Below are 21,912 nucleotides of genomic sequence, written 5' to 3'. Positions count from 1 at the left end.
GGAACCGGAGCACTCGGAGGGGGATCCACTATGCGGGACAGCCATCGGGCAGAAGCCGAGCGGCTGTTGGTGCGCGCCGTCGAGGAAGAGGTGCGACGGGCGGGCGGGCGTGCGGATGCGCAGGTGCTGCTGGCGCGCGGGCGGGCGGGGCTCGATGCGATGGCGTCGAGCGCCGGCGAGGAGTACGCGGCGTACGAGCAGGCGCTCGCCGAGACGGAGGCGGTGCAGCAGCCGCTGTCCGCGCGGTTCAGCCGTCGTACCGTCTCGACTCCCGCGCTGGTGACGGCCGTTGCCGCCGCCGCTGCCGTCGGGGCGGATGTCGCGCTCGGGACCGCCACCGGTACCGCGCTGGGTGCCGGAGTGGTGGTGGCCGTGGCCGGTGCGGCGACCACCGTCGCCAAGGTGACCGCGTCGCACTGGCCGGCCGCGCACCGCAGAGCGGGAGCCCTCGGACAGCCGGGCGGCGCCGAGCAGTTGCGGCTCCAGTGGCTGACCGCGCTGGAGGTCCGGGGCATCCGGCCGTTCCTGGACCAGCAGCGGATGCTCACCTCCACCACGCGTCCGGCGAAGAAGACGACGGCCGCCCCGCAGTTGCGGGGCGGTGACCGCAGTGCGGCCGCTCGACGGCGTTCGGTGCTGGAGCAGTCCTTCGGTCATCTGCCGGAACCGGAAGGTCCGTTCGCGGGCCGGCAGCAGCAGATGACGCAGATCGCCCAGTGGGTCCACGCGGCCCGTGCCTCGACGGAGACCCGGCCGACGGTCGTGGTGCTGCACGGTGCCGCGGGATCAGGGCGCACCACGCTCGCGGTGCGGGCGTCGCAGCAGCTCAAGGACCAGTTCCGGGGCGCGTGCGTGGTGGACCTGCGCGGGGAGAGCACCCACCCGCTGTCCACCAGGGACGCGCTGCTGCATCTGCTGAACCGGCTGGGCGCTCCGCGCGAGCAGTTGCTGTTCCGTGAGCGGTCCTCCGCGGAACAGCAGGTGCGGCGGCTGAGCGAGCTGTACCACCAGCATCTGACGGGTCTGCCGGTGACGGTGGTGCTGGACGACGCCCGCGACGCGGCGCAGGTGCGGACGCTGGTGCCCGAGCGTTCCGACAGTCTCGTGCTGGTGACGGCGCGGACGCCGCTGGAGCTGCCCGAGGACATTCCGGCGTGGGTGCACCATCTGCCGGTGGACGCGCTGGACGAGGCGGGCGCCGAGGAGCTGCTGCGGGCGTCGGCCTCGGAACAGCCGACCGGCCCCTACGACGTCCAGTCGGCCGACGAGGTACGGGAGTTGTGCGGAGGCCTGCCGCTGGCGCTGCGTGTCGCGGGCTCCTCGCTCGGTGCGCGTACCGCACAGCAGCTGGCCGCCGATCTGCGGGCCTACGGTCCCGTGGATCCCGTCGAACGGGCCCTGTGGCTGCGGTACACCGATCTGCCGGAGCAGGCGCGGCGGCTGGCGCGGCGGCTGGCGCTCGCCGGGCGGGCCTCGCTGGGGGCGGCGGCCGCGGCGGCCCTGCTGGCGACGGACGAGCAGGAGTCGCAGCGGCTGCTGTCGGACCTCGCCCAGGCGGGGTTCATCGATCATGTACGGGCCGGCCGCTACCGGCTGCACGACGTCGTCCGTTCCTTCGCCCGGGCCCGGCTGCTCGACGAGGAGGAGGCCGCGGAACGGTCGGCCGCCCAGGAGCGGCTGATTCAGAACTACGCGGATCTGGCCGGGGCCGTGATCCGCATGGTGGACGGCAAGATGTCCACGCGCGCGGGCCAGTTCGGCGCACACGGCTTCACCTCGCTGGACGCGGCGCTGCGCTGGCTGGACGACGAGTCGAGCTTCATCACCTCGGCGCTGCGGTACGCGGAGGGGGTGAACCAGCAGACCGTGCTCAATCTGCTGGGCGCGCTGTGCGACTACTGCCTGCTGCGCGGCGATCTGTACCGGCTGGGCGAGATCAGCGAGCTGTCGCAGGCGGTGGACCAGGGGCTGCTGGAGCGTTCCGTACGGTGGCGCACCGGTATCGCGGCCCGTCAGCTGGGCGAGCTGGACAAGGCGCGCACCACGCTGTCGTCGGTGGTGGGGCTGTACCGCGAGGCGCACAACGACTCCGGTACGGCGCTCGCGCTCTGCTCGCTCGGCATCACGCTGCACCACCAGGGCAACCTCACCGAGGCGGCGGCGAAGCTGCACGAGGCGATCGAGCTTCAGGCCTCCGACGAGCAGGCCGAGGACCGGGCGTGGTCGCTGCACGCACTGGCGGCCGTGGAGCGTGACCGGGCCGATCTGGCCCAGGCGCTCACCCTGCTGGCCACCGCGCTGACCCTGCACCGTGAGGGCGAGTCGCTGCACGGCGAGGCCTGGACGCACTTCCAGCTGGGCCAGGTCTGTCTGCGGATGGGCGACGTACCGCGGGCGGAGTCCGAGCTGCGCGAGGCGCTCGATCTGTACGGGCGCACGCACGACGAGCGGGGCGAGGCGTGGGCGCTGACCCAGCTGGCGCGGGCGCGGCTGGTCGACGGCGATCCGGCGCCGGCGGTGGACCAGCTGCGGCAGGCGCTGTCGCGCCACCGCGAGCAGGAGGACGCGCGCGGTGAGGCGTGGACGTTGTACTACCTCGGCCAGGCGCTGGAGGAGCGCGGCGACCGCGACCAGGCGGTACGGGAGCTGGAGCGGGCCCGCACGATGTTCTCGCGGATGCGCGACGTGTACGGCCTGGCCTGCGCGCGCCACCACTCGGGCCGGGTCACGCGCGACCAGCGCGCGGCCCAGACCGGCAATCTGCGCAACTCCGGCTTCGCCCGCCAGCTCCTGGTGGACGCGCGCGCCGACTTCCGCCGGATCGGGGTGGCCCACGGCGAGGCCTGGACCTGTCTGGAGCTGGCGCTGATCGACGCGGGCAACAACCGCGCGGCGCAGGCGCTCGGGCTGTGCGACGAGGCGGTCGATCTGTTCGTCTCGTACCAGGACGACCGCGGCGCCGACTGGGCACGCTTCCTGCGCTGCACCCTGCTGCCGTACGCCTCACCGGGCGGCATCGAGGTCGGCACGGTGGTGGCCCAGGAGGAACTGGCCCGCCTGACGGAGAAGTCGCACGCCTCACGCGACGGAAAGCTGGAGGACTGCGCGGAGGCGCTCACGGTGATGCTCCAGCGGGGCGTGCGCCTGGAGGACGGCTGGCAGGCGTGGCACCTGGGGATGGTCCCGAACCGCCATGCGCGGGAGGTCATGGGCGTCCCGGTGGTCTCCGCGCGGTAGCCCCCGGGGACGCCGGGCGTCCCGCCGCCGGGCATGCCGCTGATGCGGCCGGCCCGGCGGCGGTGCGTACGGCGGTGGTGCGTGCCCGCGGCGCGAACGCCCTCCGGCGGGGCTAGGCCGAGGCGGGACCCGTCTTGCTGCCGGCTTCCTTCGACTCGGCCCCCGGGTCGGGCGCCTCCTCGAAGTCCACCCGGCCCATGTGCCGGTTCATCGACTTCATCAGGAACCACACGCCCACGGCCAGGGCCGCGAAGACGAGGAAGCCGAGGACTCCGGGCGTGACCTTGTTGTCGTCGACCTCCTTCGCGAGGGGGACGAGATGCGTCAGGGCGAGGTTTGCGCTTGCGCTCATATCAGGCATTGTCCCGGATGCCCGCGAAGAGGTCGTCCTCGGGGAGGGAGGTGTCGACGAGAGACGTCGCGAGCTCGTACTCCTCCGTCGGCCAGACCTCCTTCTGGAGCTCCAGCGGAACGCGGAACCAGCCGCCGTCGGGGTCGATCTGCGTGCGGTGCGCGAGCAGCGCCTTGTCGCGGATCTCGAAGAACTCGGCGCACGGCACGTGGGTGGTGAGCGTGCGCTCCACGCGCTCGAACTCCTTCCAGCGCTCCAGCCACTCGCCGTAGGGGGACTCGATCCCCCGGGCCAGCAGGGCCTCGTGCAGGGCGACCGTACGGGGACGGTTGAAGCCCTGGTTGTAGTAGAGCTTCTGCGGCTGGTAGACGGGCCCGAACTCCGACTCCGGGTAGCGCTCGGCGTCCGCCGCACCCTCGAAGGCCACCATCGTGATCTTGTGGGTCATGATGTGGTCGGGGTGCGGGTAGCCGCCGTTCTCGTCGTACGTGGTGATGACCTGCGGACGGAAGGTGCGGATCGACTTCACCAGCCGGCCGGCGGCCTTCTCCACGTCCTCCAGGGCGAAGCAGCCCTGCGGCAGCGGGGGCAGCGGGTCTCCCTCGGGCAGGCCCGAGTCGACGAAGCCGAGCCATTCCTGGCCGACGCCGAGGATCTCGCGGGCCTCGTCCATCTCCTTTCTGCGTACCTCGTGAATGTTCTCCTCGATGTACGCGTCCCCCTGGAGCTTGGGGTTGAGGATGGAGCCGCGTTCGCCTCCTGTGCAGGTCACGACCAGCACGTCCACCCCCTCGGACACATACTTGGCCATCGTGGCCGCGCCCTTGCTCGACTCGTCGTCGGGGTGGGCGTGAACGGCCATCAGTCGCAGCTGCTCAGTCAAGACTCGATCCTCAATGATTTGTCGCGTCGGGCAACTCTTATAGTGACCGAATCGGGGGACGGAAAATTCCGGTGCCCCCTGCCCGAGAGGAATGACCATGGCCGCCGTGCGCGAACAGCTTCCCGAGGGCCGCTACGGCCGCTCGGCGGACGAGCGCGCGGACCGCAGGCTCAAGCTGGTCGGCGCGGTGCTGGGGGCGGCCCTGCTCGGGGTGATCGGCTGGTTCGGCTACGACTACGTCGCCGGGCAGCGGATCAGCGCCGAGGTGATCAAGTTCTCGGTGATCTCGGACTCCGCGGTCCAGGTGCATCTGGAGGTGCGCAAGGACGCGGACGCCGCCGGCAGCTGCACCCTGCGCTCGCGCTCCGAGGACGGAGCCGAGGTGGGTAGGCTGGATGTGCCGGTGGAGAGCGGCGGGAAGCGGATCGACCAGGTGGCCGAGATCCGGACGACGGCTCGGGCCACCAGCGCGGAACTGGTGCAGTGCACCGCCCGCTGACGCGGACGAATCACCTGGACGATCACGGCGGGTCACTGCGCTGACCTGCGTTGACGTACTTCTGATGGCTTTCGTCCTCCCCCTGCGGCCACGAAATTGTTAGGCTCGTGGTTTCGCCCATCCATGGAGGCACATCCTTCTGGGTAGGGCGATGCTTTGTATTCCCAGTACCTACGAGGAGCACCTGTGACCCAGACCAGCGAAAACGTCACCTGGCTCACCCAGGAGGCGTACAACCAGCTCAAGGCCGAGCTGGAGTACCTGTCTGGTCCCGCGCGCACGGAGATCGCCAAGAAGATCGAGGCGGCGCGTGAGGAGGGCGACCTGCGCGAGAACGGCGGGTACCACGCGGCCAAGGAGGAGCAGGGCAAGCAGGAGCTCCGTGTGCGCCAGCTGACCCAGCTCCTGGACAATGCGAAGGTCGGCGAGGCCCCCGCGGACAACGGTGTGGTCGAGCCCGGCATGGTCGTGAAGATCGCCTTCGACGGCGACGAGGACGACACCCTGACGTTCCTGATGGCGTCCCGCGAGTACGCGAGCACGGACATCGAGACGTACTCCCCGCAGTCCCCGCTCGGCGCCGGAGTGAACGGCAAGAAGGTCGGTGACGACGCCGAGTACGAGCTGCCCAACGGCAAGAAGGCTTCGGTGAGGATCCTCGAGGCCAAGCCGTACACCGGCTGAGCCGGACGGCGAACGCCGAAGGGGCCGGACCGCGTGATGCGGTCCGGCCCCTTCGCCGTGTGCGGGTGCCTGTTCCCGTGCTCTGCGGGCGCCGGGTCAGGCGGTGGCGGAGCGGTACTTGCGCACCGCCAGCGTCCGGAAGAACGCGATGATCAGGACGGACCAGATCAGCGAGGCCCAGACCGGGTGCTGCATCGGCCAGGCGTCGGGTGCGACATAGCCCGGCGGCAGATTGCCGAACAGCTCGCGTGACGCCTGCACGGTCGCGCTGAACGGATTCCACTCGGCGATGTACCGCAGGAAGGTGGGCATGTTGTCAGACGGCACGAAGGCGTTCGAGATGAACGTCAGCGGGAAGAGCCAGATCAGCCCGCCGGAGGTGGCCGCCTCGGGTGTCCGTACGGACAGGCCGATCAGCGCGCCGATCCAGGAGAAGGCGTAGCCGAGGAGCAGCAGCAGACCGAAGCCGGCCAGTACCTTGCCCAGGTTCTCGTGGGTCCGCCAGCCGACCAGGAGGGCGACGAGCGCGAGCACGACGAGGGTGAGCGCGGTCTGGACGAGGTCGGCCAGCGTACGGCCGGTGAGGACCGCGCCGCGTGCCATCGGCAGCGAGCGGAACCGGTCGATGAGGCCCTTGTGCATGTCGTCGGCGATGCCCGCTCCGGCGCCCGCGGTGGCGAAGGTGACGGTCTGCGCGAAGATGCCCGCCATCAGGAACTCGCGGTAGGCGGCGGGCGAGGTGCTGCCGTCCACCGAGATCGAGCCGCCGAAGACGTAGCTGAAGAGCACGACGAACATGATGGGCTGGATCAGCCCGAAGATGATCATCTCCGGGATGCGCAGCATCCGGATCAGATTGCGCTTGGCGACGACGAGCGAGTCGTTGACCGACTGCACGATCCCGCCGCGGGGACGGGGCGCCGCGATCTTGACGGCGTCCGCTGTGGTGGTCACTTCGCGCTCTCCTTCCGGGACTTCTTGCCCTTGGCGTCCTTGAGCTGCGCGGCCTCGCCGTTCTCCTCGTCCTCGATCTCGGCGTGATGGCCGGTGAGGGAGATGAACACGTCGTCCAGGGTGGGCCGGCGCAGACCGATGTCGTCGATCTCCACGCCCCGGGTGTCCAGTTCGCGGATGACCTCGGCCAGCAGCTTCGCGCCGCCGGTGACGGGGACGATCAGCTTGCGGGTGTGCTCGACGACGGCGACGTCACCCTTGCCGAAGCCCCGCAGGACCTCCTGGGCGGGCGGGATCTGGTCGGGCTCGTGGACCACGACCTCGACACGCTCGCCGCCCGTCTGGGCCTTGAGCTGGTCGGCGGTGCCGCGGGCGATGACCTTGCCGTGGTCGATGACGCAGATGTCGTCGGCCAGGTGGTCGGCCTCTTCCAGGTACTGCGTGGTGAGCAGCAGTGTCGTACCGCCCTTGACCAGTTCCTGGATGACCTCCCACAGCTGCATGCGGTTGCGGGGGTCGAGTCCGGTGGTGGGCTCGTCCATGAACATCACGGGCGGGGAGACGACCAGGGCGGCGGCCAGGTCGAGGCGGCGGCGCATACCGCCGGAGTAGGTCTTGGCGGGACGGTCGGCGGCGTCCGCGAGGTTGAAGCGGTCGAGCAGCTCGACCGCCCGGCTCTTCGCGTCGCGCGAGCTCATCTGGTAGAGCTGGCCGACCATCTGGAGGTTCTCACGGCCGGTCAGATACTCGTCGACCGCGGCGAACTGGCCGGAGAGACCGATGCACCGGCGGACTTCGTTCGGGTTCTTCAGGACGTCGATACCGGCGACGACGGCCTTGCCGCTGTCGGGCTGGAGCAGGGTGGTCAGTACGCGCACGGCGGTGGTCTTGCCGGCTCCGTTGGGGCCGAGAAGTCCGAGGACCGTGCCTTCGGGGACGTCGAGATCGACGCCGTCCAGAGCCCTTACGTCGCCGAAGGTCTTCACCAGACCTTCGGCGTAAATGGCGCCTGGCATGAGGGATCTCCCAAGGTGGCAGGTGGGTGGGTCGCTACGGGGCAGAAAGCAGGCGGGTGCGAGATCTGTGCGTGGCGGGAACACGTCAGGGCCTCACGTTAACGCGATACATCGCGTCACTCAAGATGTATCGCGATAGTCGTGACGTCACGGCCGCGGTGACAGCGGCGGCCGTCGGCGACAGCCGCGACGGTCGTACGCATTCGTGGCCGTCGTGGCCGTCGTGGCAGGAAGCCCGCGTGACGGTCCGGTGCGCTCAGCTCAGGACGGTGTATCCCGCCCCGCGCAGCGCCGCGGTGACCTCGTCGCAGTGCTCCGGGCCCTTCGTCTCCAGCTGCAGCTCCACCTCCACCTCCGTGAGCCCGAGCCGCGGATCGGTCCTGACGTGACTCACGTCGAGGACGTTAGCGTCGAGCACTGACAACGACCCGAGAAGTGCCGCAAGAGCTCCCGGGCGGTCCGTCAGCCGTACCCGCAGCGACAGATAACGGCCGGCCGCCGCCATACCGTGCCGCAGAATGCGCTGCATCAGCAGCGGATCCACATTGCCGCCCGACAGCAGGGCGACGACCGGTCCCTTGAACGCCCGCGGCTCGCTCATCAGCGCCGCGACCGGGCTCGCCCCGGCGGGCTCGACGACGAGCTTCGCCCGCTCCAGGCAGAGCAGCAGCGCGCTGGAGAGCGCGTCCTCGGAAACCGTACGGACCTCGTCGAGAAGATCGCCAATGATTTTGAAGGGGACCTCGCCGGGGCAGCCCACCTTGATCCCGTCGGCCATGGTGGAGGGGGCGTCGATGGCGACGGGGCGCCCCTGGGCGAGCGAGGGCGGATACGCGGCCGCCCCCTCTGCCTGCACCCCCACCAGCCGGACATCGGGACGGACCGCCTTCACCGCGACCGCGATGCCGGCGGCCAGACCACCGCCGCCCACACCGACGACGATCGTGCGCACCTCCGGGCACTGCTCCAGGATCTCCAGACCCACCGTGCCCTGCCCCGCGATGATGTCGGGATGGTCGAAGGGGTGGATGAAGACCGCACCCGTCTCCTGTGCGTACTGCTGCGCGGCCTCCATGGTCTCGTCGACGACCTGACCGTGCATCCGCACCTCGGCGCCGTACTCCCGCGTCGCCGCGACCTTCGGCAGCGGAGCGCCGACCGGCATGAACACGGTCGAGTGCACTCCGAGCAGCGTCGAGGCGAGCGCCACGCCCTGCGCGTGGTTGCCCGCGGACGCGGCGACGACACCCGCGGCCCGCTCCTCCGGCCGCAGCCCCGCGATCCGTACGTACGCGCCGCGCAGCTTGAACGAACCCGTCCGCTGGAGGTTCTCGCACTTGAGGTGGACCGGCGCCCCCACCAGCTGCGACAGGTACCTGCTGCCCTCCAGGGCGGTGACCCTCGCGACGCCGGACAGCATCTTCTGCGCCCCGCGGACGTCGTCGAGGATGACGGGGCGCAAGGAGTCAGACGTACCGAAGCTCATGACGCCAAGTCTCGCAGCTCAACCGGTCCCCGGCAGAGCCGATCAAGCGTTCCTCATGGGATTGTGCAGGCCTGGTACGCACCGCGTGTGGGCCGCGTACTCTGTCCCCCACCAACCGACCACCGCACGAGAGAGCCCCCTAGCCATGCCCACCTCTCAGGACATGACGACTCATCTCGACCCCGGCCTCCTCGATGCTCTCCAGCACCAGGTCGCCGTCTTCGCACGCCGCGCGGAACAGACCCGGCTCGGCGGGGTCGGCCAGGTCCGCAACTCCATGGACCGCGCCGCCTATCTGCTGCTCAACCGGCTCGACCGGGAAGGCCCGATGGGCGTCAAGGCCCTCGCCGCGGGGATGGGCATCGACTCGTCGACCGTCACGCGCCAGGTCGCCCCGCTCGTCGACACCGGTCTCGTCAAGCGCACCTCCCACCCCGAGGACGGCCGTGCCGTCGTGCTCCAGCTCTCCCCGCGCGGTCAGGCCCGGCTGGAAGAGGTCCGCTCCTCGCGGCGCGAGCTCATGGCGCAGGTGACGGACGGCTGGACCGAGACCGAGCGCGAATCCTTCTGCACTCTGCTCACCCGGTTCAACACCGCTCTCTCCGCCCGCCAGGCCGGACTTCCTCCCGTGGACACGGAGACGCCGCCGACCTCTTGACCCGGGCCGCGGATCTGCCCCTATATGAGGACGTGAGTGAGCGGCGGTCGGCACTGGAGAGCCGCCGCGCCCGGGAGTTCCAGGCGTTCGTCGCGGGCGCGGCCGGCCGGTTGCTGCATGCCGCCACCCTGCTCACCGCCGAGCCCGCACCGCGCAATCCTCAGGCGCAGCAGCTGCTGACCTCCGCACTGGCCCACACCTACGCGGAATGGGACCGGCTGCGCGGCGAGGACCCGTACGACCGCACCCGGCAGGAACTCGCCACCCGCTTCGCCCGCACCGCCTGGCGCCACCACCGGGTGCGGGGCGGCGTACTGGACCGTCTCACGCCGCAGGAGCGGCTGATCCTGGTGCTGCGCCTGTACGAGGGGGTGGCCGAGGAGCAGACCGCGGCGCTGATCGGACTCCCGGTCGAACGCGTCCGCGCCATCTGCGCCCGTGCCGTGGCGACCATGCGCAGCACACCGCCCGCGCCGCCGCGCGCCCCGGCGGAGGCGGTGTCATGAGCGGCGCGGACCGCAAGGAGGACGAGGTCCGCCGCATGCTGGAGGCCCAGCACCCGGTGGTGCCCGCGGACCTGGCGGAGCGTGCCGCCGTGCACGGCGGCCGGCTGCTGCGGCGACACCGTGCGGTCCGTCGGCTGACCTGGCTGCTTCTGGTGGCGGCGGCGGTCGCCTTCGCGGTGTGGGCGTCGGTCACCGAGCCGTGGGTGGCTCCCCCGTCGGACATGACGCCCCCGCTCGAAGGCTGGTAGCGCCGGCGTACCGGGACCGTGCGTGCATCGACGGGTTCGCCCGGTGCGTGCGGAACTATCCTGGAATGAGCGGTGCACCGATGCCGCGAGGAGGCCGTCATGACCAGGAAAGTCGCCGACTGCCGCAAGATGCCGAGCGAGTCGGGATGCAGTCTCACCATTTCCGGTGAGGAAGAGGAAGTCGTACGGGCCGCGAGCGAACACGCGGTCTCCGTGCACGGGCACGACGACACCCCGGAGCTGCGGGAGGGGATCCGCGAGTCGCTGGAGGACGAGAAGGTCCCCGCGTAGTCGCGTAGTCGCGTAGAAAACGGTCGTCGCGTGGGTCACGGTCGTCGCGTGGGTCACGGTCGTCGCGTGGGCCGCGCGTGGACCCCGGCGTCAGAACGCGGCCGCCGCCGCGGCACGGACCGGGCAGCGAACACGAGCCGGCGCCCGGCCGGGCCCGGAATGACCCCACCGGGCGCCGGCCGATGCGCGTAGCGCCCTGCATGACCAGGGCGTATTCCTAGCCGAGCGCCTGCTGAAGGTCCGCGATCAGGTCGTCCGCCGACTCGATCCCCACCGACGCCCGCACCAGGTCCGCCGGGACCTCCAGCGCGGAGCCCGCCACCGACGCATGCGTCATACGGCCCGGGTGCTCGATCAGGGACTCGACACCGCCGAGGGACTCCCCGAGCGTGAACAGCTTCGTACGGTTGCAGACCTCGACGGCCGCCTCTTCGCCGCCCTGGACGCGGAACGAGACCATGCCGCCGAAGGACCTCATCTGCTTGGCCGCGATCTCGTGGCCCGGGTGCTCCGGCAGCCCCGGGTAGAGGACCTCGGTGACCTTCGGGTGGCGGGTCAGCATCTCGACCACCCGGCCCGCGTTCTCGCTGTGCCGGTCCATCCGGACCGGCAGGGTCTTGATGCCCCGCAGCACCAGCCACGCGTCGAACGGGCCCGCTACGGCACCCATGGCGTTCTGGTGGTACGCCAGTTCCTCGCCGACCAACGCGTCCGCCGCGATCAGCGCACCGCCCACGACGTCCGAGTGGCCGCCCATGTACTTGGTCAGCGAGTGCACGACGATGTCGGCACCGAGCGAGATCGGCTGCTGGAGATACGGGCTGGCGAAGGTGTTGTCCACGACCAGCTTGACGTTCGAGCTGCGCGCGACCTCCGCCACCGCGGCGATGTCGGTGATGCCGAGCAGCGGGTTCGACGGCGTCTCGACCCAGATCAGCTTCGTGTTCTCGGTGACCGCCGCGCGGACCGCGGCCGCGTCGGAGGTGTCGGCGACCGACCAGGAGACGCCCCACCGCGAGACGACCTTCGCGAACAGCCGGAAGGTGCCGCCGTAGGCGTCGTTCGGAATGACCACGTGGTCACCCGGCTCCAGCAGCGCGCGCAGCAGGCAGTCCTCGGCCGCGAGTCCGGACGCGAAGGCGAGACCACGGCGGCCGCCCTCCAGCGCCGCGAGGTTCTCCTCCAACGCCGTACGCGTCGGGTTGGCACTGCGGCTGTACTCGTAGCCGCCGCGGAGTCCGCCCACACCGTCCTGCTTGTAGGTGGACACCTGATAGATCGGCGGGACGACCGCGCCGGTCAGCGGATCGGCGGTGTTTCCCGCGTGAATGGCGAGGGTCTCGAGGCTGTGGAAGCTGTGCTGGTCGCTCATGAGGCCCGAGCGTAGTCCTGTGAAGGGGCAGCGCGTGGTTCGCCCCGAACGTCGTCCGGGACAATGGACCCATGGAGATTCTCTGGTTCCTGATCGCGGTGGGCCTGCTGGTCGCGGTGATCGGTCCGTTCGTCAGGCGCCGCCGTGTCGGTATCCACCAGGTGGCGCCCGGTTCGCCCGACGCCGCCGACCCCGACACCTACGGATTCGTGCGCCAGGAGGAGCTGGACATCCGCCTCCCCGGACCCGACCAGGACCTTCTCGACGTGCTCGATGTCGTCCAGGTGACCCAGGACTGGCGGGCCGCCGCGCAGCTGCTCGCCGGCACCCCCAAGGAGGGCGAGGTTCGCTGGCAGCGCGTGCAGGCGTTCGCCGGCGCCGCCTCGCTGGAGCTCCAGCAGAAGCCGGGTGTCGGCGGGGCGTGGCTGCGCGCCTGGCGTTCGGAGTCGCCGAAGGACGCGGGCGCGGCGCAGGTGCACGCGGAGTTCCTCGTCCAGCAGGCCTGGCGGTCGTCGAGCGCCGGGACGGACGAGTTCCGGATCATCCTGGAGGAGGCCCGTTCGGTCTGCGGCGACGCGGCCCTGCTCGCGCCGGGCGACCCCGTCCCGTACATCACGGAACTGGCCGTCGCCCGCGGGCTGAACTACACGCACGAGCAGTTCGACCAGGTGTGGCTGAAGGTCATCGACCGGGCGCCGCAGCACATGGGCGCGCATCTGGCGGCGCTGCACTACTGGTGCGAGAAGTGGCACGGCAGCCGCGAGGAGGCCGACCACTTCGCGACGACGGCCGCGGCCCGCGCACCCCAGGGTTCGCTGCTGGCCGCACTGCCGCTGTTCGCGGTCTTCGAGCACATCCCGGACGTGGTCCTCGTGCAGGACTTCCACCGGACCGCGGTGGTCAGCAAGGCGGTCGAGGGCGCGCTCTTCGCGGTCCACGCGGCCCGCCCGGACGACCCGATGCTGGCGCACGTACGCCATCTGCTGGTGCTCTTCCTCGTACGGTCCGAGCGGTGGGCCGAGGCGATGAACCAACTGGTGCGGGTGGACGGCCACGTGGGCGCGGTCCCGTGGACGCTGAGCGGCGACCCGGCGGCGGAGTACACGGTGTACCGGAACCTGGCGGTGGCGGGCTACGAGTCGAACGGAGGGAGTCCGGCGACGCTGCTGCGCTGAGCCGGCTGCGGTGATCCACTGACGCCGTGGGCGCAGACCGTCGCCCGCGACCCCTCCCATTTCGTGGCACACCGCAGCGCGCTGCGGTACTGGTGCAAGAAGTGGCACGGCTCGCGCGAGCCGGCCTTCTCCTTCCCGAACGGGCTGCTGACGCAGCCTGTTCGGGAATCTGCTGACGTCCCTGTGGCTCACCGCCTGGTGGGAGCACAGGCCGACGGAACTGACCGGCAAGGACTTCCAGGCACGGGACGCCAAAAGGACCCGGCCGAGCTCTACTGCTCACTCCGTGACGTGGCGATCAGGGCCGCCGGTGCGTGAGGGGAATGGCTGCGGGGGCTCCTCGTGTTGACAACGAAGCCAGCGACCACGAGGAGCCCCGTATGTTCCTGTCCCGCCGTGTCCCCGAGCTCCCCACCGCCGAGCAGGCCCTGAAGGGCCGTCCGGACCCGATGTTCTCCGTGCCCGACCGCCACACGGTCCTGGGCAACCCGCTGCTCGGCCCGTACCCCGAGGGCCTCGAAGTGGCGGACTTCGGCATGGGCTGTTTCTGGGGCGCCGAGCGCACGTTCTGGCGGATCCCCGGTGTCTGGACGACGCTGGTCGGCTACCAGGGCGGTCACACACCGAACCCGACGTACGAAGAGGCCTGCTCCGGTCTGACCGGCCACACCGAGGCGGTCCGCGTGGTCTTCGACCCGTCGGTCGTCTCGTACGAGCAGCTGCTGAAGGTCTTCTGGGAGTCCCACAACCCGACCCAGGGTTTCCGCCAGGGCAACGACCGCGGCACCCAGTACCGCTCGGCGATCTACACCCACTCCGCGTCCCAGTCGGAGGCGGCGGAGGCCTCGCGCCAAGCGTACCAGAAGGTCCTGACGGGCTCGGGGTACGGCACGATCACGACGGAACTGCTGCCGTCGGAGGGCCGCCCGTTCTATCCGGCCGAGGGATATCACCAGCAGTATCTCGACAAGAACCCGGCGGGGTACTGCGGGATCGGCGGGACGGGCGTGGCCTGTCCGATCGGGGTTGCCCAGGTCGAGGGGTGAGCCCGGGCTTCACCCCCCAGCTGCTCGCGGGGCTGTGGCAGGAACGGCGGCCGTCCGGTCCGCCCGTCGCCCATAGGTTCCGCGGTACGTACGCGGACCTCTGGGTGCGCTTCCACAGCCTCCCCGGCTCGAAGCGCTACCCGGAGACCGAGGACGAGTACGCGATCGTGCTGCACCGGTACAACACGGTCCTGGACGAACTGTTCGCCGGCGCGGACGTGTTCGTGGTGACCACGGACTGGTCGAGCACGCCGTCCGGGCCGGCCGGCTGGCCCTCACCACGACAGACTCTGCACCCGGACGGCCTCCACTGGTGGACCGAGGCGGACCGGGACGACCCCGACCCGCAGTTCCACACCTACACACGCCTGTACGCCGACCGGCGTCCGTGGAAACGCGGCTGCGTCGACGGAGTGCTGCGCGCCGTCGCGGACGAGGCGCTCGTCGATGTGTTCGTCACCGATACGGAGCTTCGCCGCATCCACCACCCGTACGACGGCGGCGCCGACGTCATCCTCACCACGACCGCGGAGCGGGAACGGCTGCGCGGCGAGCACACAGCCTGGCTCTCCAGCCACCCGTCGGGCCTCTGAGAGCGGCCGGGTGGCGATGGCCGAGGGCGGGGACACCCGCGCATCCCCACCCCGCGGTGGAACACCGGCACCGATCGCGCCTAGAATCGAACATGTGAACGATCGCCCGCCGTCGCGCCTGGAGCTGCTCCGGTTCCTCCAGCGCGTGCAGCTTCAGCAGCTCGACCAGACGCGGCGGTGGCTCCTCCAGGAGGAGGACCGGGCCCAGCGGGATGCCCATGTGGCGCCCCCTCCGCCCGACTGGGTCGTCGAGTACGGCATCGGCGCGGGGCGGCCGCCCGCGTATGTGCACGTCGGGAGCTGCGCGATGCGCGGTGCCCGGTCGAAGCCGGTCGGCCGGGAAGAAGCGCTCCGCGCGATCGCCGAGCAGGTCGATCCCTGCCCCATCTGCCGTCCCGACCGAGAGCTCGGTGTGCTGTGAGCCGTGATGCGACGCAGCCTGGAGGCATGAGCCGCGCGCCGATCGTCGTGCACCGCATCAGCCCGTCCGGGGGACGACGGGTCACGGTGCGCGAGCAGATCATGGGGCTCGCCCACTCGGACCGCGATCTTCTGGAGTTCCTCAGGCGGGCCGGCCTGCCCGACGCGGAGCTCATGCTCGACGACCCCACGTGGGTGGACTGGGTCGGCGACCGGCCGCACGAGTACGAGCGGCTGGAGATCCTGCCCTGACCGGTGGGGGCGCGGATCCGGCGACCGGTCTCCGCTCTGCCGAGGGCGAATCTGCTGCGGGCCGAGAAACCTGACCCGGCCGCCCGGGCGGACCGATGGTGGAGATCGCGGCGACAGTCGCCGCGCCACCACAAGGAGGTCCGATGTCAGCACTCATCACCGGCCGTGACCCGGCCTTCGGCCCACGCGCCTCCGAGGGTGACACCGCGCCCACCCGCTTCGACGACCATCTGGCCGCGCAACTCCTGAACCAGCGCATCGTCCTGCTCGGCACCCAGGTCGACGAGGTCTCGGCCAACCGGGTCTGCGCACAGATGCTGCTCCTGTCGGCGGAGGACTCGCGGACCGACATCTGCCTCTACATCAACAGCCCGGGCGGTTCGGTGACGGCCGGGCTGGCGATCTACGACACGATGCGGCTGATCCCCAACGACGTCTCGACGCTCGCGATGGGATTCGCCGCCAGCATGGGGCAGTTCCTGGTCACGGTGGGCACGGCGGGGAAGCGTTTCGCCCTGCCGAACGCGCGGATCATGATGCACCAGCCGTCCGCCGGTATCGGCGGCACCGCCGCCGACATCGCGATCCAGGCGGAGAACCTGGAGTACACCAAGAAGGCGGTCGAGCGGATCACGGCGGAGCACACCGGCCAGAGCGAGGAGACGATCTCCCGCGACGGCGATCGTGACCGCTGGTTCACGGCCGAGCAGGCGCGGGAGTACGGCATGGTCGACCGGGTCGTCGAATCGCTCGACGACGTGCGGCCGGCCGGTTCACGGCGACGGGCGGGACTCTGACATGGGCCAGTACACGATTCCGAACGTCGTGGAGCGCACCGCGCAGGGCGAGCGGTCCTACGACGTGTTCAGCAGGCTGCTGTCCGAGCGGATCATCTTCCTCGGTACCGAGATCGACGACGGCGTGGCCAACGTCGTGATCGCCCAGCTGCTCCACCTCGAGTCGTCGAGTCCGGACACCGAGATCGCGATCTACATCAACTCGCCGGGCGGCTCGTTCACTTCGCTCATGGCGATCTACGACACGATGACGTTCGTCCGCGCGCCGATCTCGACGTTCTGCGTGGGGCAGGCGGCCTCGACCGCGGCGGTGCTGCTGGCGGGCGGGGATCCGGGCCGGCGGTTCGTGCTCGAACACGCGCGGGTGCTGCTGGGTCAGCCGACCAGTGGCGGCCGGCAGGGGACGGTCTCCGACCTCGCCCTTCAGGCCAGGGAAGTGCTCCGGATCCGGTCGCAGGTCGAGGACGTGCTCTCCCGCCATGTCCCGCATGACGCGGCGACGCTGCGGGCGGACATGGACCGCGACAAGTTCTTCACCGCGCAGGAGGCGGTGGCGTACGGGCTCGCCGACGAGGTGCTCAGCCGTCGGCTCGTGACGGTCTGAGCCCCCGCGGCGCCGACGGCCGCCGCCACCGGCTCCGTGCAGGCGGCGGCCGCCCGGCACAGGTGCCTGTGCCGGTGCCAGTGCCGGGCGTACGTCCGTCAGGCGGCGAGGCGGACGTCGCCCTGGCGCGGTGCCTGCCGTGCGCGGGCCGTGCGCGTGAGCGCCGTAACCCGTACGGCTCGCGCGCTCGGCTCCACCCCGGTCGTCGCCGTGCCGTCGTCCTGAACGCGCGCGTCCTCGGCACCTTCGGCGACCACCCGCCCGGGAGCGGCAGGAGCAGCGGGGGCGGCGGGGACGACCGGTGCGGCGGGCCCGGGCCTGCCGTGCCGCGTCCGCGCCGGCCGCGCCAGTTCGCGGTGGGCCAGGGCGAGAAGATCGGCCAGTCCGAGGCCGAGGGCGTGCGCGGCCGCGGCGAGGACCTCCGACGAGGCCTCCTTGCGGCCGCGTTCGAGCTCGGAGAGATACGGCATCGAGATACGCGCCGCGTCGGCCACGTCCTTGAGCGTGCGCTGCTGGGCGCGCCGTTCACGGCGCAGGACGTCCCCGACGATGTTCCGCCACAGCGGCTCCCGGGCTGCGGGCGCCGCCGTCAGTGGGCGCAGGGGAAGGACGCGGGCTTGGTTCGGCGCGTGGCTGCTCACCACATCAGAGTAGGAGCGACGGGCGCCGCGGAGAGTGCGGCAGCGTTCCGCCCGACGCGAAATCCCGTCCCCGGCGGGACATGTTCGCGCCCGGCCCGCTCGTACCGCGGCAGGACAGCCCCGTTCCCGGAGGGACGTCGGCGGCGAAAATGACTCCTCTCCGCGGCAGGGGCTTGGCTAGACTGGACGCATGGGTTCGCACAAGCACTACTTCTTTCTCTGATTCCGGCCGCGGACGCCGCGTGCTCGTCGTAGCACCGCGCTGACGTCCCCCGGTCCGGCAGAACCCACCCCTGCCCTGCGGTGCGCCGTCGCGCACCCCTTCGCGGGCATGTCATTTTCAGGGAAAGACCATGCGCGAACGCGCCCAACTGACCATGAAGGACGTCTCCAAGGCCTATGGGGACCGCTCCGTACTCGACCAGGTGTCCTTCACCGTCCGGCCCGGCGAACGCGCCGGTGTCATCGGGGAGAACGGCTCCGGGAAATCCACCCTGCTGCGGCTGATCGCCGGGGCCGAGGCGCCCGACGCCGGGGAGATCACCGTCGGCGCGCCCGGCGGCACCGGGCATCTCGCGCAGACCCTGGCGCAGACCTTCGGCCTGGGGCCCGCGCACACCGTGCAGCAGGCCGTCGATGCCGCGCTCGCCGAGCTGCGGGAGATCGAGCGGCGGCTGCGGCACGCCGAGGAACGTCTCGCGGAGGCCGACGAGGACGAGCTCGCCGCGTACGGGGACCTCCTCACCGCCTTCGACGAGCGCGGCGGTTACGAGGCGGACGCCCGCATCGATGCCGCCCTGCACGGGCTCGGGCTGACCCATGTCACCCGGGAGCGTCCGATCGGCACGCTCTCGGGCGGGGAACAGTCGCGGCTGGCGCTCGCCTGTGTGCTGTCGGCCGCGCCCGAGCTGCTGCTCCTCGACGAGCCGACGAACCATCTCGACCGGCAGGCCACCGAGTGGCTGGAGGACCGGCTGCGGGCGCACCGGGGCACGGTCGTCGCCGTGACGCACGACCGTGCCTTCCTCGAACGCGTCGCGACCACGATCCTCGAGGTCGACCGCGACACCCGTGCGGTGACCCGGTACGGCGACGGCTGGCACGGCTACCGGGCCGCGAAGGCCGCCGCCCGCCGCCGCCGGGAGCTCGACCACCAGGAGTGGCTGGCGGACGTGGCCCGTACGGAGGAACTGGTGGCGGCGGCCGGGCAGCGGCTGGCGACGACCGGGAAGGACCCGCGCCAGGGGTTCGGCAAGCACCGGCGTTCCCATGAGGCGAAGCTGTCCGGGCAGGTCAGGGCCGCGCGGGTGCGGTTGGAGCGGCTGCGCAGGGAGCCGGTGTCCCCGCCTCCGGAGCCGCTGCGCTTCGTGGCCAGGCCGGTCAGCGGTGGCCGGGAGGGGCTGCTGACCGAGCTGACCGGCATCGCCGTCGGTGACCGGCTGCGGGTGGACGCGCTGCGGGTGGAGGCCGGGCAGCGGCTCCTGGTGACCGGTCCGAACGGGGCCGGCAAGACCACGCTGCTGCGGGTGCTGGCCGGGGACGTGCGCCCCGACGAGGGCACGGTGCGCCGTCAGGAGCGGGTCCGGGTCGGGTATCTGCCGCAGGAGCTGCCGGCCGTACCGTCCCGCGGAACGCTGCTGGCGGCGTACGCGGCGGGCCGTCGCGGTCTCCCCGAGGAGTACGCCGCCGAGCTGCTCGGTCTCGGACTGTTCCGCGAGGAGGATCTGGCGGTCCCGGTCGCGGCGCTGTCCGTGGGTCAGCAGCGGCGTCTCGAACTGGCCCGGCTGCTGGCGGCCCCCGCGGATCTGCTCGTCCTGGACGAGCCCACGAACCATGTGGCGCTGAGTCTGGTGGAGGAGCTGGAGGAGGCGCTGGCGGCGTACGAGGGAGCGGTGGTCGTCGTCTCGCACGACCGGCGGTTCCGGAGCGGATTCACGGGCGAGCGGCTGAAGTTGCGGTCGGGCCGCGCGGTCGCCTGAACGGCCACCTGAACGGGGCCGCCTGACAGGGGCGCCTGACCGGGGGCTGTCGGCAGGACCTTGTCGGGGCCCGCTGCCCGGCGAGGACCCGCCATTAGGGTTTGCCCGTGGGGATCAGTGAGCGGACTCGGACGTTGCCGGCACGGGCAGTTGAGCGGGACGCGCCGCCGTGGTGGCGCGTCCCGCTCGTCGCGACCGCCGTGGCCGTGCCGCTGTACGCGCTGTGGGCGGTGTGGCTCGCGACCGGTGGCGGGGATCTGGCCGCGCAGCTCGCGTGGGCCGGGTTCATGGAGCGTCACCCGGCCACCGCGTACAACTTCTCCTGGTACGGCGGCACGCACACCGCCAACTACAGCCTGCTGGCACCCCCGTTGATGGCGGTGCTCGGGGTGCGGACGGTGTCGGTGCTGGCCGGTCTCGTCGGGACGTGGGTGCTGGCCTGCCTGTTCGTGAGGGCCGGGGTGCGGTGGCCGCTCGCGCCCGCCGTGGTCGGGGCGCTGGCGCTGTGGTGCAACATCGCCTCGGGGCGGACCACGTTCGCGCTGGGCGTCGCGCTCGGTCTGCCCGCTCTGCTGTACGTCCGCAGGACGGGCGTCGCGATGGTGTGCGCGGCGCTCGCCACGACGGCGAGTCCCGTCGCCGGGCTGTTCCTCGTGGTGGCCGGTGCGGCCTGGCTGCTGGACCGGCAGTGGCGCAAGGGGCTCGCGCTGATACTGCCGCCGTTCGTGGTGGTGGGCGTGGTGACATGGCTGTTCCCCTTCCGGGGCGAGCAGCCCATGGCGACGGAGAAACTGTGGATGCCGCTGGCCGTCTCGGCCGCGGTGGCTCTCGCCGCGCCCCGCGCGTGGCGGGTGGTGCGCTTCGGCGCCGGGGTGTACGGCCTCGGTGTCGTGCTGACGTATCTCATCGCCTCGCCGATCGGCACGAACGTCGAGCGGCTGCTCGGCCTCGCGGCGGCTCCGGTGCTGCTCGCGGCGCTGCTCACGCGGTTCGGCGAGGGCTCGCGCACCGGGCCGGGGCCTGCGGCGTGGGCCGGGGAGTTCGCCCGCGGCCTGGTGCGCCCCGCACGGGCCGTGCTCGCGGTCGCGCTCTTCTTCAGCACGTACTGGCTGATCGACAAGACCGAGGACGATCTGGTCGTCTCCACCGACGTCCCGTCCTGGGCGGCGCACACGGATGGTGTCGTCCGTGAGCTGGAGCGGCTGGGCGCGGACCGTACGCGGGTCGAGGTCGTCCCCGCCCGCAACCACCGCGAGGCCACCGCGCTCGCCCCGCACATCAACCTGGCACGCGGCTGGAACCGTCAGCTCGACGTCGAGCGCGGGCGGCTCTTCTACGACGGCTCGCTGAATCCGGCGACGTACCGGCAGTGGCTGGACCGCTGGGCGGTCGGCTATGTGGTGCTGCCGCACGGGCGGCCGGACGGCCCGGCGGAGGACGAGGCCGCGATCGTCCGCGGCGCGCCGTCGTGGCTGGAGCAGGTGTGGCAGGACGAGGGCTGGACGGTCTACCGGGTGCGCGGCGCGGTACCGCTGGTGTCGTCCCCGGCGACGGTGGTGGGCGGGGACGACGCGTCACTGACGGTACGGATGCCGGCCGCCGGTTCGGTGACGGTACGGGTGGCGTACTCACCGTGGCTGCGGGCGAGCGGTGCCTGTCTGCGGCAGGAGGGCGAGTGGACGCGGCTGACCGTGCCGCGGGCCGGGGAGTACCGGCTGGACTCGCCCTACCGGGTGCCCCGTTCGGCCGGATCCGACTGCTGAGGCGGGCGGGCCGGGATCCCGCCGGCCGGCCACGGCTCGTCGTCGGGGGCGCCGCCCGTGCCGTGTGCCACGCTCGGACCATGCTCGACCACATCTCGCTCCAGGTGGCGGACCCGGCTGTCTCCGCCGCCTTCTACGACCGGGTGCTCGCGCCGCTGGGCAGCACCCGCCTGCTCGACTTCGGCCAGGTGATCGGCTGGGGCACGACGCAGCCGCGGTTCTGGATCGGCCCGGTGACGACGGAGGGTGCGGCGCGGGAGGCGCACATCGCCTTCGAGGCGGCCGACCGTGCGGCGGTGCACGCCTTCTTCGACGCGGCGGTCGGCGGGGGCGCCGAGGTGCTCCATGAGCCGCGGGTGTGGCCCGAGTACCACCCGTCGTACTACGGGGCGTTCGTACGGGACCCGGACGGCAACAATGTGGAGGCGGTCTGCCACCGGCCCGGGTGACGTGCGG

At 71.5% G+C, this 21,912-nt stretch carries 23 protein-coding genes and 1 pseudogene; 17 read left to right on the top strand and 7 right to left on the bottom strand.

The window, feature by feature from the left end; translation table 11 throughout:
* Positions 1-30: 30 nt before the first annotated feature.
* Complete coding sequence (locus OHA05_RS22840) at positions 31-3,237, top strand: tetratricopeptide repeat protein (RefSeq protein WP_328861575.1); 3,207 nt, start codon at positions 31-33, stop codon at positions 3,235-3,237.
* Positions 3,238-3,349: 112 nt separating this feature from the next.
* Here the strand turns inward: OHA05_RS22840 and OHA05_RS22835 are convergent, their stop codons facing one another.
* Both OHA05_RS22835 and mca read right to left on the bottom strand, forming a co-directional pair.
* Positions 3,350-3,598 (bottom strand): hypothetical protein, encoded by a 249-nt coding sequence (locus OHA05_RS22835; protein WP_313944460.1) that lies wholly within the window; start codon positions 3,596-3,598, stop codon positions 3,350-3,352.
* Complete coding sequence (gene mca / locus OHA05_RS22830) at positions 3,591-4,472, bottom strand: mycothiol conjugate amidase Mca (protein WP_313944461.1); 882 nt, start codon at positions 4,470-4,472, stop codon at positions 3,591-3,593. The genes OHA05_RS22835 and mca overlap by 8 nt, the downstream gene beginning before the upstream one ends.
* 97 nt (positions 4,473-4,569) lie before the next feature.
* Here mca and OHA05_RS22825 point away from each other — a divergent pair, with 97 nt between their 5' ends.
* Together OHA05_RS22825 and greA are read left to right on the top strand one after the other, a co-directional pair.
* Positions 4,570-4,971, top strand: a complete 402-nt coding sequence (locus tag OHA05_RS22825; protein WP_313944462.1) for a DUF4307 domain-containing protein — start codon at positions 4,570-4,572, stop codon at positions 4,969-4,971.
* A gap of 186 nt (positions 4,972-5,157) precedes the next feature.
* Positions 5,158-5,655 carry a transcription elongation factor GreA gene (gene greA / locus OHA05_RS22820; protein WP_313944463.1) on the top strand — a complete coding sequence of 166 codons (498 nt, stop codon included), beginning with the start codon at positions 5,158-5,160 and terminating at the stop codon, positions 5,653-5,655.
* A 96-nt stretch (positions 5,656-5,751) separates the two neighbouring features.
* Here greA and OHA05_RS22815 read toward each other — a convergent pair whose 3' ends face one another.
* The 3 genes from OHA05_RS22815 to ilvA form a co-directional block, all read right to left on the bottom strand.
* Positions 5,752-6,609, bottom strand: coding sequence for an ABC transporter permease (locus OHA05_RS22815; protein WP_328861574.1), 858 nt, complete (start codon positions 6,607-6,609; stop codon positions 5,752-5,754).
* Positions 6,606-7,625, bottom strand: a complete 1,020-nt coding sequence (locus OHA05_RS22810) for an ATP-binding cassette domain-containing protein (RefSeq protein WP_328861573.1) — start codon at positions 7,623-7,625, stop codon at positions 6,606-6,608. The genes OHA05_RS22815 and OHA05_RS22810 overlap by 4 nt, the downstream gene beginning before the upstream one ends.
* Before the next feature lie 256 nt (positions 7,626-7,881).
* A complete protein-coding gene (gene ilvA, locus OHA05_RS22805) occupies positions 7,882-9,111 on the bottom strand; it encodes a threonine ammonia-lyase (protein ID WP_313944466.1) in 1,230 nt (409 codons plus the stop codon).
* Between the two features lie 145 nt (positions 9,112-9,256).
* Between ilvA and OHA05_RS22800 the strand changes: the two genes are divergently transcribed.
* The 4 genes from OHA05_RS22800 to OHA05_RS22785 all read left to right on the top strand — a co-directional run bounded on the left by OHA05_RS22800 (position 9,257) and on the right by OHA05_RS22785 (position 10,814).
* Complete coding sequence (locus OHA05_RS22800; protein ID WP_313944467.1) at positions 9,257-9,769, top strand: MarR family winged helix-turn-helix transcriptional regulator; 513 nt, start codon at positions 9,257-9,259, stop codon at positions 9,767-9,769.
* 32 nt (positions 9,770-9,801) lie between these two features.
* Positions 9,802-10,275: a sigma factor-like helix-turn-helix DNA-binding protein gene (locus tag OHA05_RS22795; RefSeq protein WP_313944468.1), complete on the top strand. Its 474-nt coding sequence runs from the start codon at positions 9,802-9,804 to the stop codon at positions 10,273-10,275.
* Entirely contained in the window at positions 10,272-10,523 is a 252-nt protein-coding gene (locus OHA05_RS22790) for a hypothetical protein (RefSeq protein ID WP_313944469.1), read from the top strand. The genes OHA05_RS22795 and OHA05_RS22790 overlap by 4 nt, the downstream gene beginning before the upstream one ends.
* Positions 10,524-10,622: 99 nt before the next feature.
* Positions 10,623-10,814, top strand: a complete 192-nt coding sequence (locus tag OHA05_RS22785; RefSeq protein ID WP_328861572.1) for a DUF1059 domain-containing protein — start codon at positions 10,623-10,625, stop codon at positions 10,812-10,814.
* 217 nt (positions 10,815-11,031) lie between these two features.
* Here OHA05_RS22785 and OHA05_RS22780 read toward each other — a convergent pair whose 3' ends face one another.
* A complete protein-coding gene (locus OHA05_RS22780; RefSeq protein ID WP_328861571.1) occupies positions 11,032-12,186 on the bottom strand; it encodes a cystathionine gamma-synthase in 1,155 nt (384 codons plus the stop codon).
* Positions 12,187-12,257: 71 nt separating this feature from the next.
* Here OHA05_RS22780 and OHA05_RS22775 point away from each other — a divergent pair, with 71 nt between their 5' ends.
* The 7 genes from OHA05_RS22775 (at position 12,258) to OHA05_RS22745 (ending at position 17,073) form a co-directional block, all read left to right on the top strand.
* Positions 12,258-13,361 (top strand): hypothetical protein, encoded by a 1,104-nt coding sequence (locus OHA05_RS22775; RefSeq protein WP_328861570.1) that lies wholly within the window; start codon positions 12,258-12,260, stop codon positions 13,359-13,361.
* 380 nt (positions 13,362-13,741) lie between these two features.
* Positions 13,742-14,407, top strand: a complete 666-nt coding sequence (msrA, locus tag OHA05_RS22770; protein WP_313944474.1) for a peptide-methionine (S)-S-oxide reductase MsrA — start codon at positions 13,742-13,744, stop codon at positions 14,405-14,407.
* Complete coding sequence (locus tag OHA05_RS22765; protein ID WP_328861569.1) at positions 14,404-15,000, top strand: DUF3885 domain-containing protein; 597 nt, start codon at positions 14,404-14,406, stop codon at positions 14,998-15,000. Before msrA ends, OHA05_RS22765 begins: the two co-directional genes overlap by 4 nt.
* A gap of 94 nt (positions 15,001-15,094) precedes the next feature.
* Positions 15,095-15,421 (top strand): DUF6233 domain-containing protein, encoded by a 327-nt coding sequence (locus tag OHA05_RS22760; protein ID WP_328861568.1) that lies wholly within the window; start codon positions 15,095-15,097, stop codon positions 15,419-15,421.
* Positions 15,422-15,447: 26 nt separating this feature from the next.
* Positions 15,448-15,672, top strand: a complete 225-nt coding sequence (locus tag OHA05_RS22755; RefSeq protein ID WP_327680938.1) for a hypothetical protein — start codon at positions 15,448-15,450, stop codon at positions 15,670-15,672.
* 143 nt (positions 15,673-15,815) lie between these two features.
* Complete coding sequence (locus tag OHA05_RS22750; protein ID WP_313944478.1) at positions 15,816-16,469, top strand: ATP-dependent Clp protease proteolytic subunit; 654 nt, start codon at positions 15,816-15,818, stop codon at positions 16,467-16,469.
* A gap of 1 nt (position 16,470) precedes the next feature.
* Positions 16,471-17,073 carry a ClpP family protease gene (locus OHA05_RS22745; RefSeq protein ID WP_328861567.1) on the top strand — a complete coding sequence of 201 codons (603 nt, stop codon included), beginning with the start codon at positions 16,471-16,473 and terminating at the stop codon, positions 17,071-17,073.
* A gap of 311 nt (positions 17,074-17,384) precedes the next feature.
* On the opposite strand, the pseudogene OHA05_RS22740 reads toward OHA05_RS22745, so the two are convergent.
* Positions 17,385-17,714: pseudogene (locus tag OHA05_RS22740) on the bottom strand (helix-turn-helix domain-containing protein); the annotation flags it as partial.
* Between the two features lie 353 nt (positions 17,715-18,067).
* Between OHA05_RS22740 and abc-f the strand changes: the two are divergent.
* From abc-f to OHA05_RS22725, 3 genes are all read left to right on the top strand, one after another.
* A complete protein-coding gene (gene abc-f / locus OHA05_RS22735; protein ID WP_328861566.1) occupies positions 18,068-19,693 on the top strand; it encodes a ribosomal protection-like ABC-F family protein in 1,626 nt (541 codons plus the stop codon).
* A gap of 134 nt (positions 19,694-19,827) precedes the next feature.
* Positions 19,828-21,456: a hypothetical protein gene (locus tag OHA05_RS22730; RefSeq protein WP_328863442.1), complete on the top strand. Its 1,629-nt coding sequence runs from the start codon at positions 19,828-19,830 to the stop codon at positions 21,454-21,456.
* A gap of 80 nt (positions 21,457-21,536) precedes the next feature.
* A complete protein-coding gene (locus OHA05_RS22725) occupies positions 21,537-21,905 on the top strand; it encodes a VOC family protein (RefSeq protein WP_313944481.1) in 369 nt (122 codons plus the stop codon).
* Positions 21,906-21,912: the final 7 nt, after the last annotated feature.

It is taken from the genome of Streptomyces sp. NBC_00306, assembly GCF_036169555.1.
GTDB classification, from domain to species: domain Bacteria; phylum Actinomycetota; class Actinomycetes; order Streptomycetales; family Streptomycetaceae; genus Streptomyces; species Streptomyces achmelvichensis.
Note: the sequence above shows the minus strand (reverse complement) of the source record. Positions and strands in the feature narration are given on the sequence as shown.

Coding starts and splice junctions, on each gene's coding strand:
- OHA05_RS22840 (WP_328861575.1), top strand. CDS start 31: ATGCGGGACAGCCATCGGGCAGAAGCCGAGCGGCTGTTGGTGCGCGCC.
- OHA05_RS22835 (WP_313944460.1), bottom strand. CDS start 3,598: ATGCCTGATATGAGCGCAAGCGCAAACCTCGCCCTGACGCATCTCGTC.
- OHA05_RS22825 (WP_313944462.1), top strand. CDS start 4,570: ATGGCCGCCGTGCGCGAACAGCTTCCCGAGGGCCGCTACGGCCGCTCG.
- OHA05_RS22810 (WP_328861573.1), bottom strand. CDS start 7,625: ATGCCAGGCGCCATTTACGCCGAAGGTCTGGTGAAGACCTTCGGCGAC.
- ilvA (WP_313944466.1), bottom strand. CDS start 9,111: ATGAGCTTCGGTACGTCTGACTCCTTGCGCCCCGTCATCCTCGACGAC.
- OHA05_RS22800 (WP_313944467.1), top strand. CDS start 9,257: ATGCCCACCTCTCAGGACATGACGACTCATCTCGACCCCGGCCTCCTC.
- OHA05_RS22790 (WP_313944469.1), top strand. CDS start 10,272: ATGAGCGGCGCGGACCGCAAGGAGGACGAGGTCCGCCGCATGCTGGAG.
- OHA05_RS22785 (WP_328861572.1), top strand. CDS start 10,623: ATGACCAGGAAAGTCGCCGACTGCCGCAAGATGCCGAGCGAGTCGGGA.
- OHA05_RS22780 (WP_328861571.1), bottom strand. CDS start 12,186: ATGAGCGACCAGCACAGCTTCCACAGCCTCGAGACCCTCGCCATTCAC.
- OHA05_RS22775 (WP_328861570.1), top strand. CDS start 12,258: ATGGAGATTCTCTGGTTCCTGATCGCGGTGGGCCTGCTGGTCGCGGTG.
- msrA (WP_313944474.1), top strand. CDS start 13,742: ATGTTCCTGTCCCGCCGTGTCCCCGAGCTCCCCACCGCCGAGCAGGCC.
- OHA05_RS22755 (WP_327680938.1), top strand. CDS start 15,448: ATGAGCCGCGCGCCGATCGTCGTGCACCGCATCAGCCCGTCCGGGGGA.
- OHA05_RS22750 (WP_313944478.1), top strand. CDS start 15,816: ATGTCAGCACTCATCACCGGCCGTGACCCGGCCTTCGGCCCACGCGCC.
- OHA05_RS22745 (WP_328861567.1), top strand. CDS start 16,471: ATGGGCCAGTACACGATTCCGAACGTCGTGGAGCGCACCGCGCAGGGC.
- abc-f (WP_328861566.1), top strand. CDS start 18,068: ATGCGCGAACGCGCCCAACTGACCATGAAGGACGTCTCCAAGGCCTAT.
- OHA05_RS22725 (WP_313944481.1), top strand. CDS start 21,537: ATGCTCGACCACATCTCGCTCCAGGTGGCGGACCCGGCTGTCTCCGCC.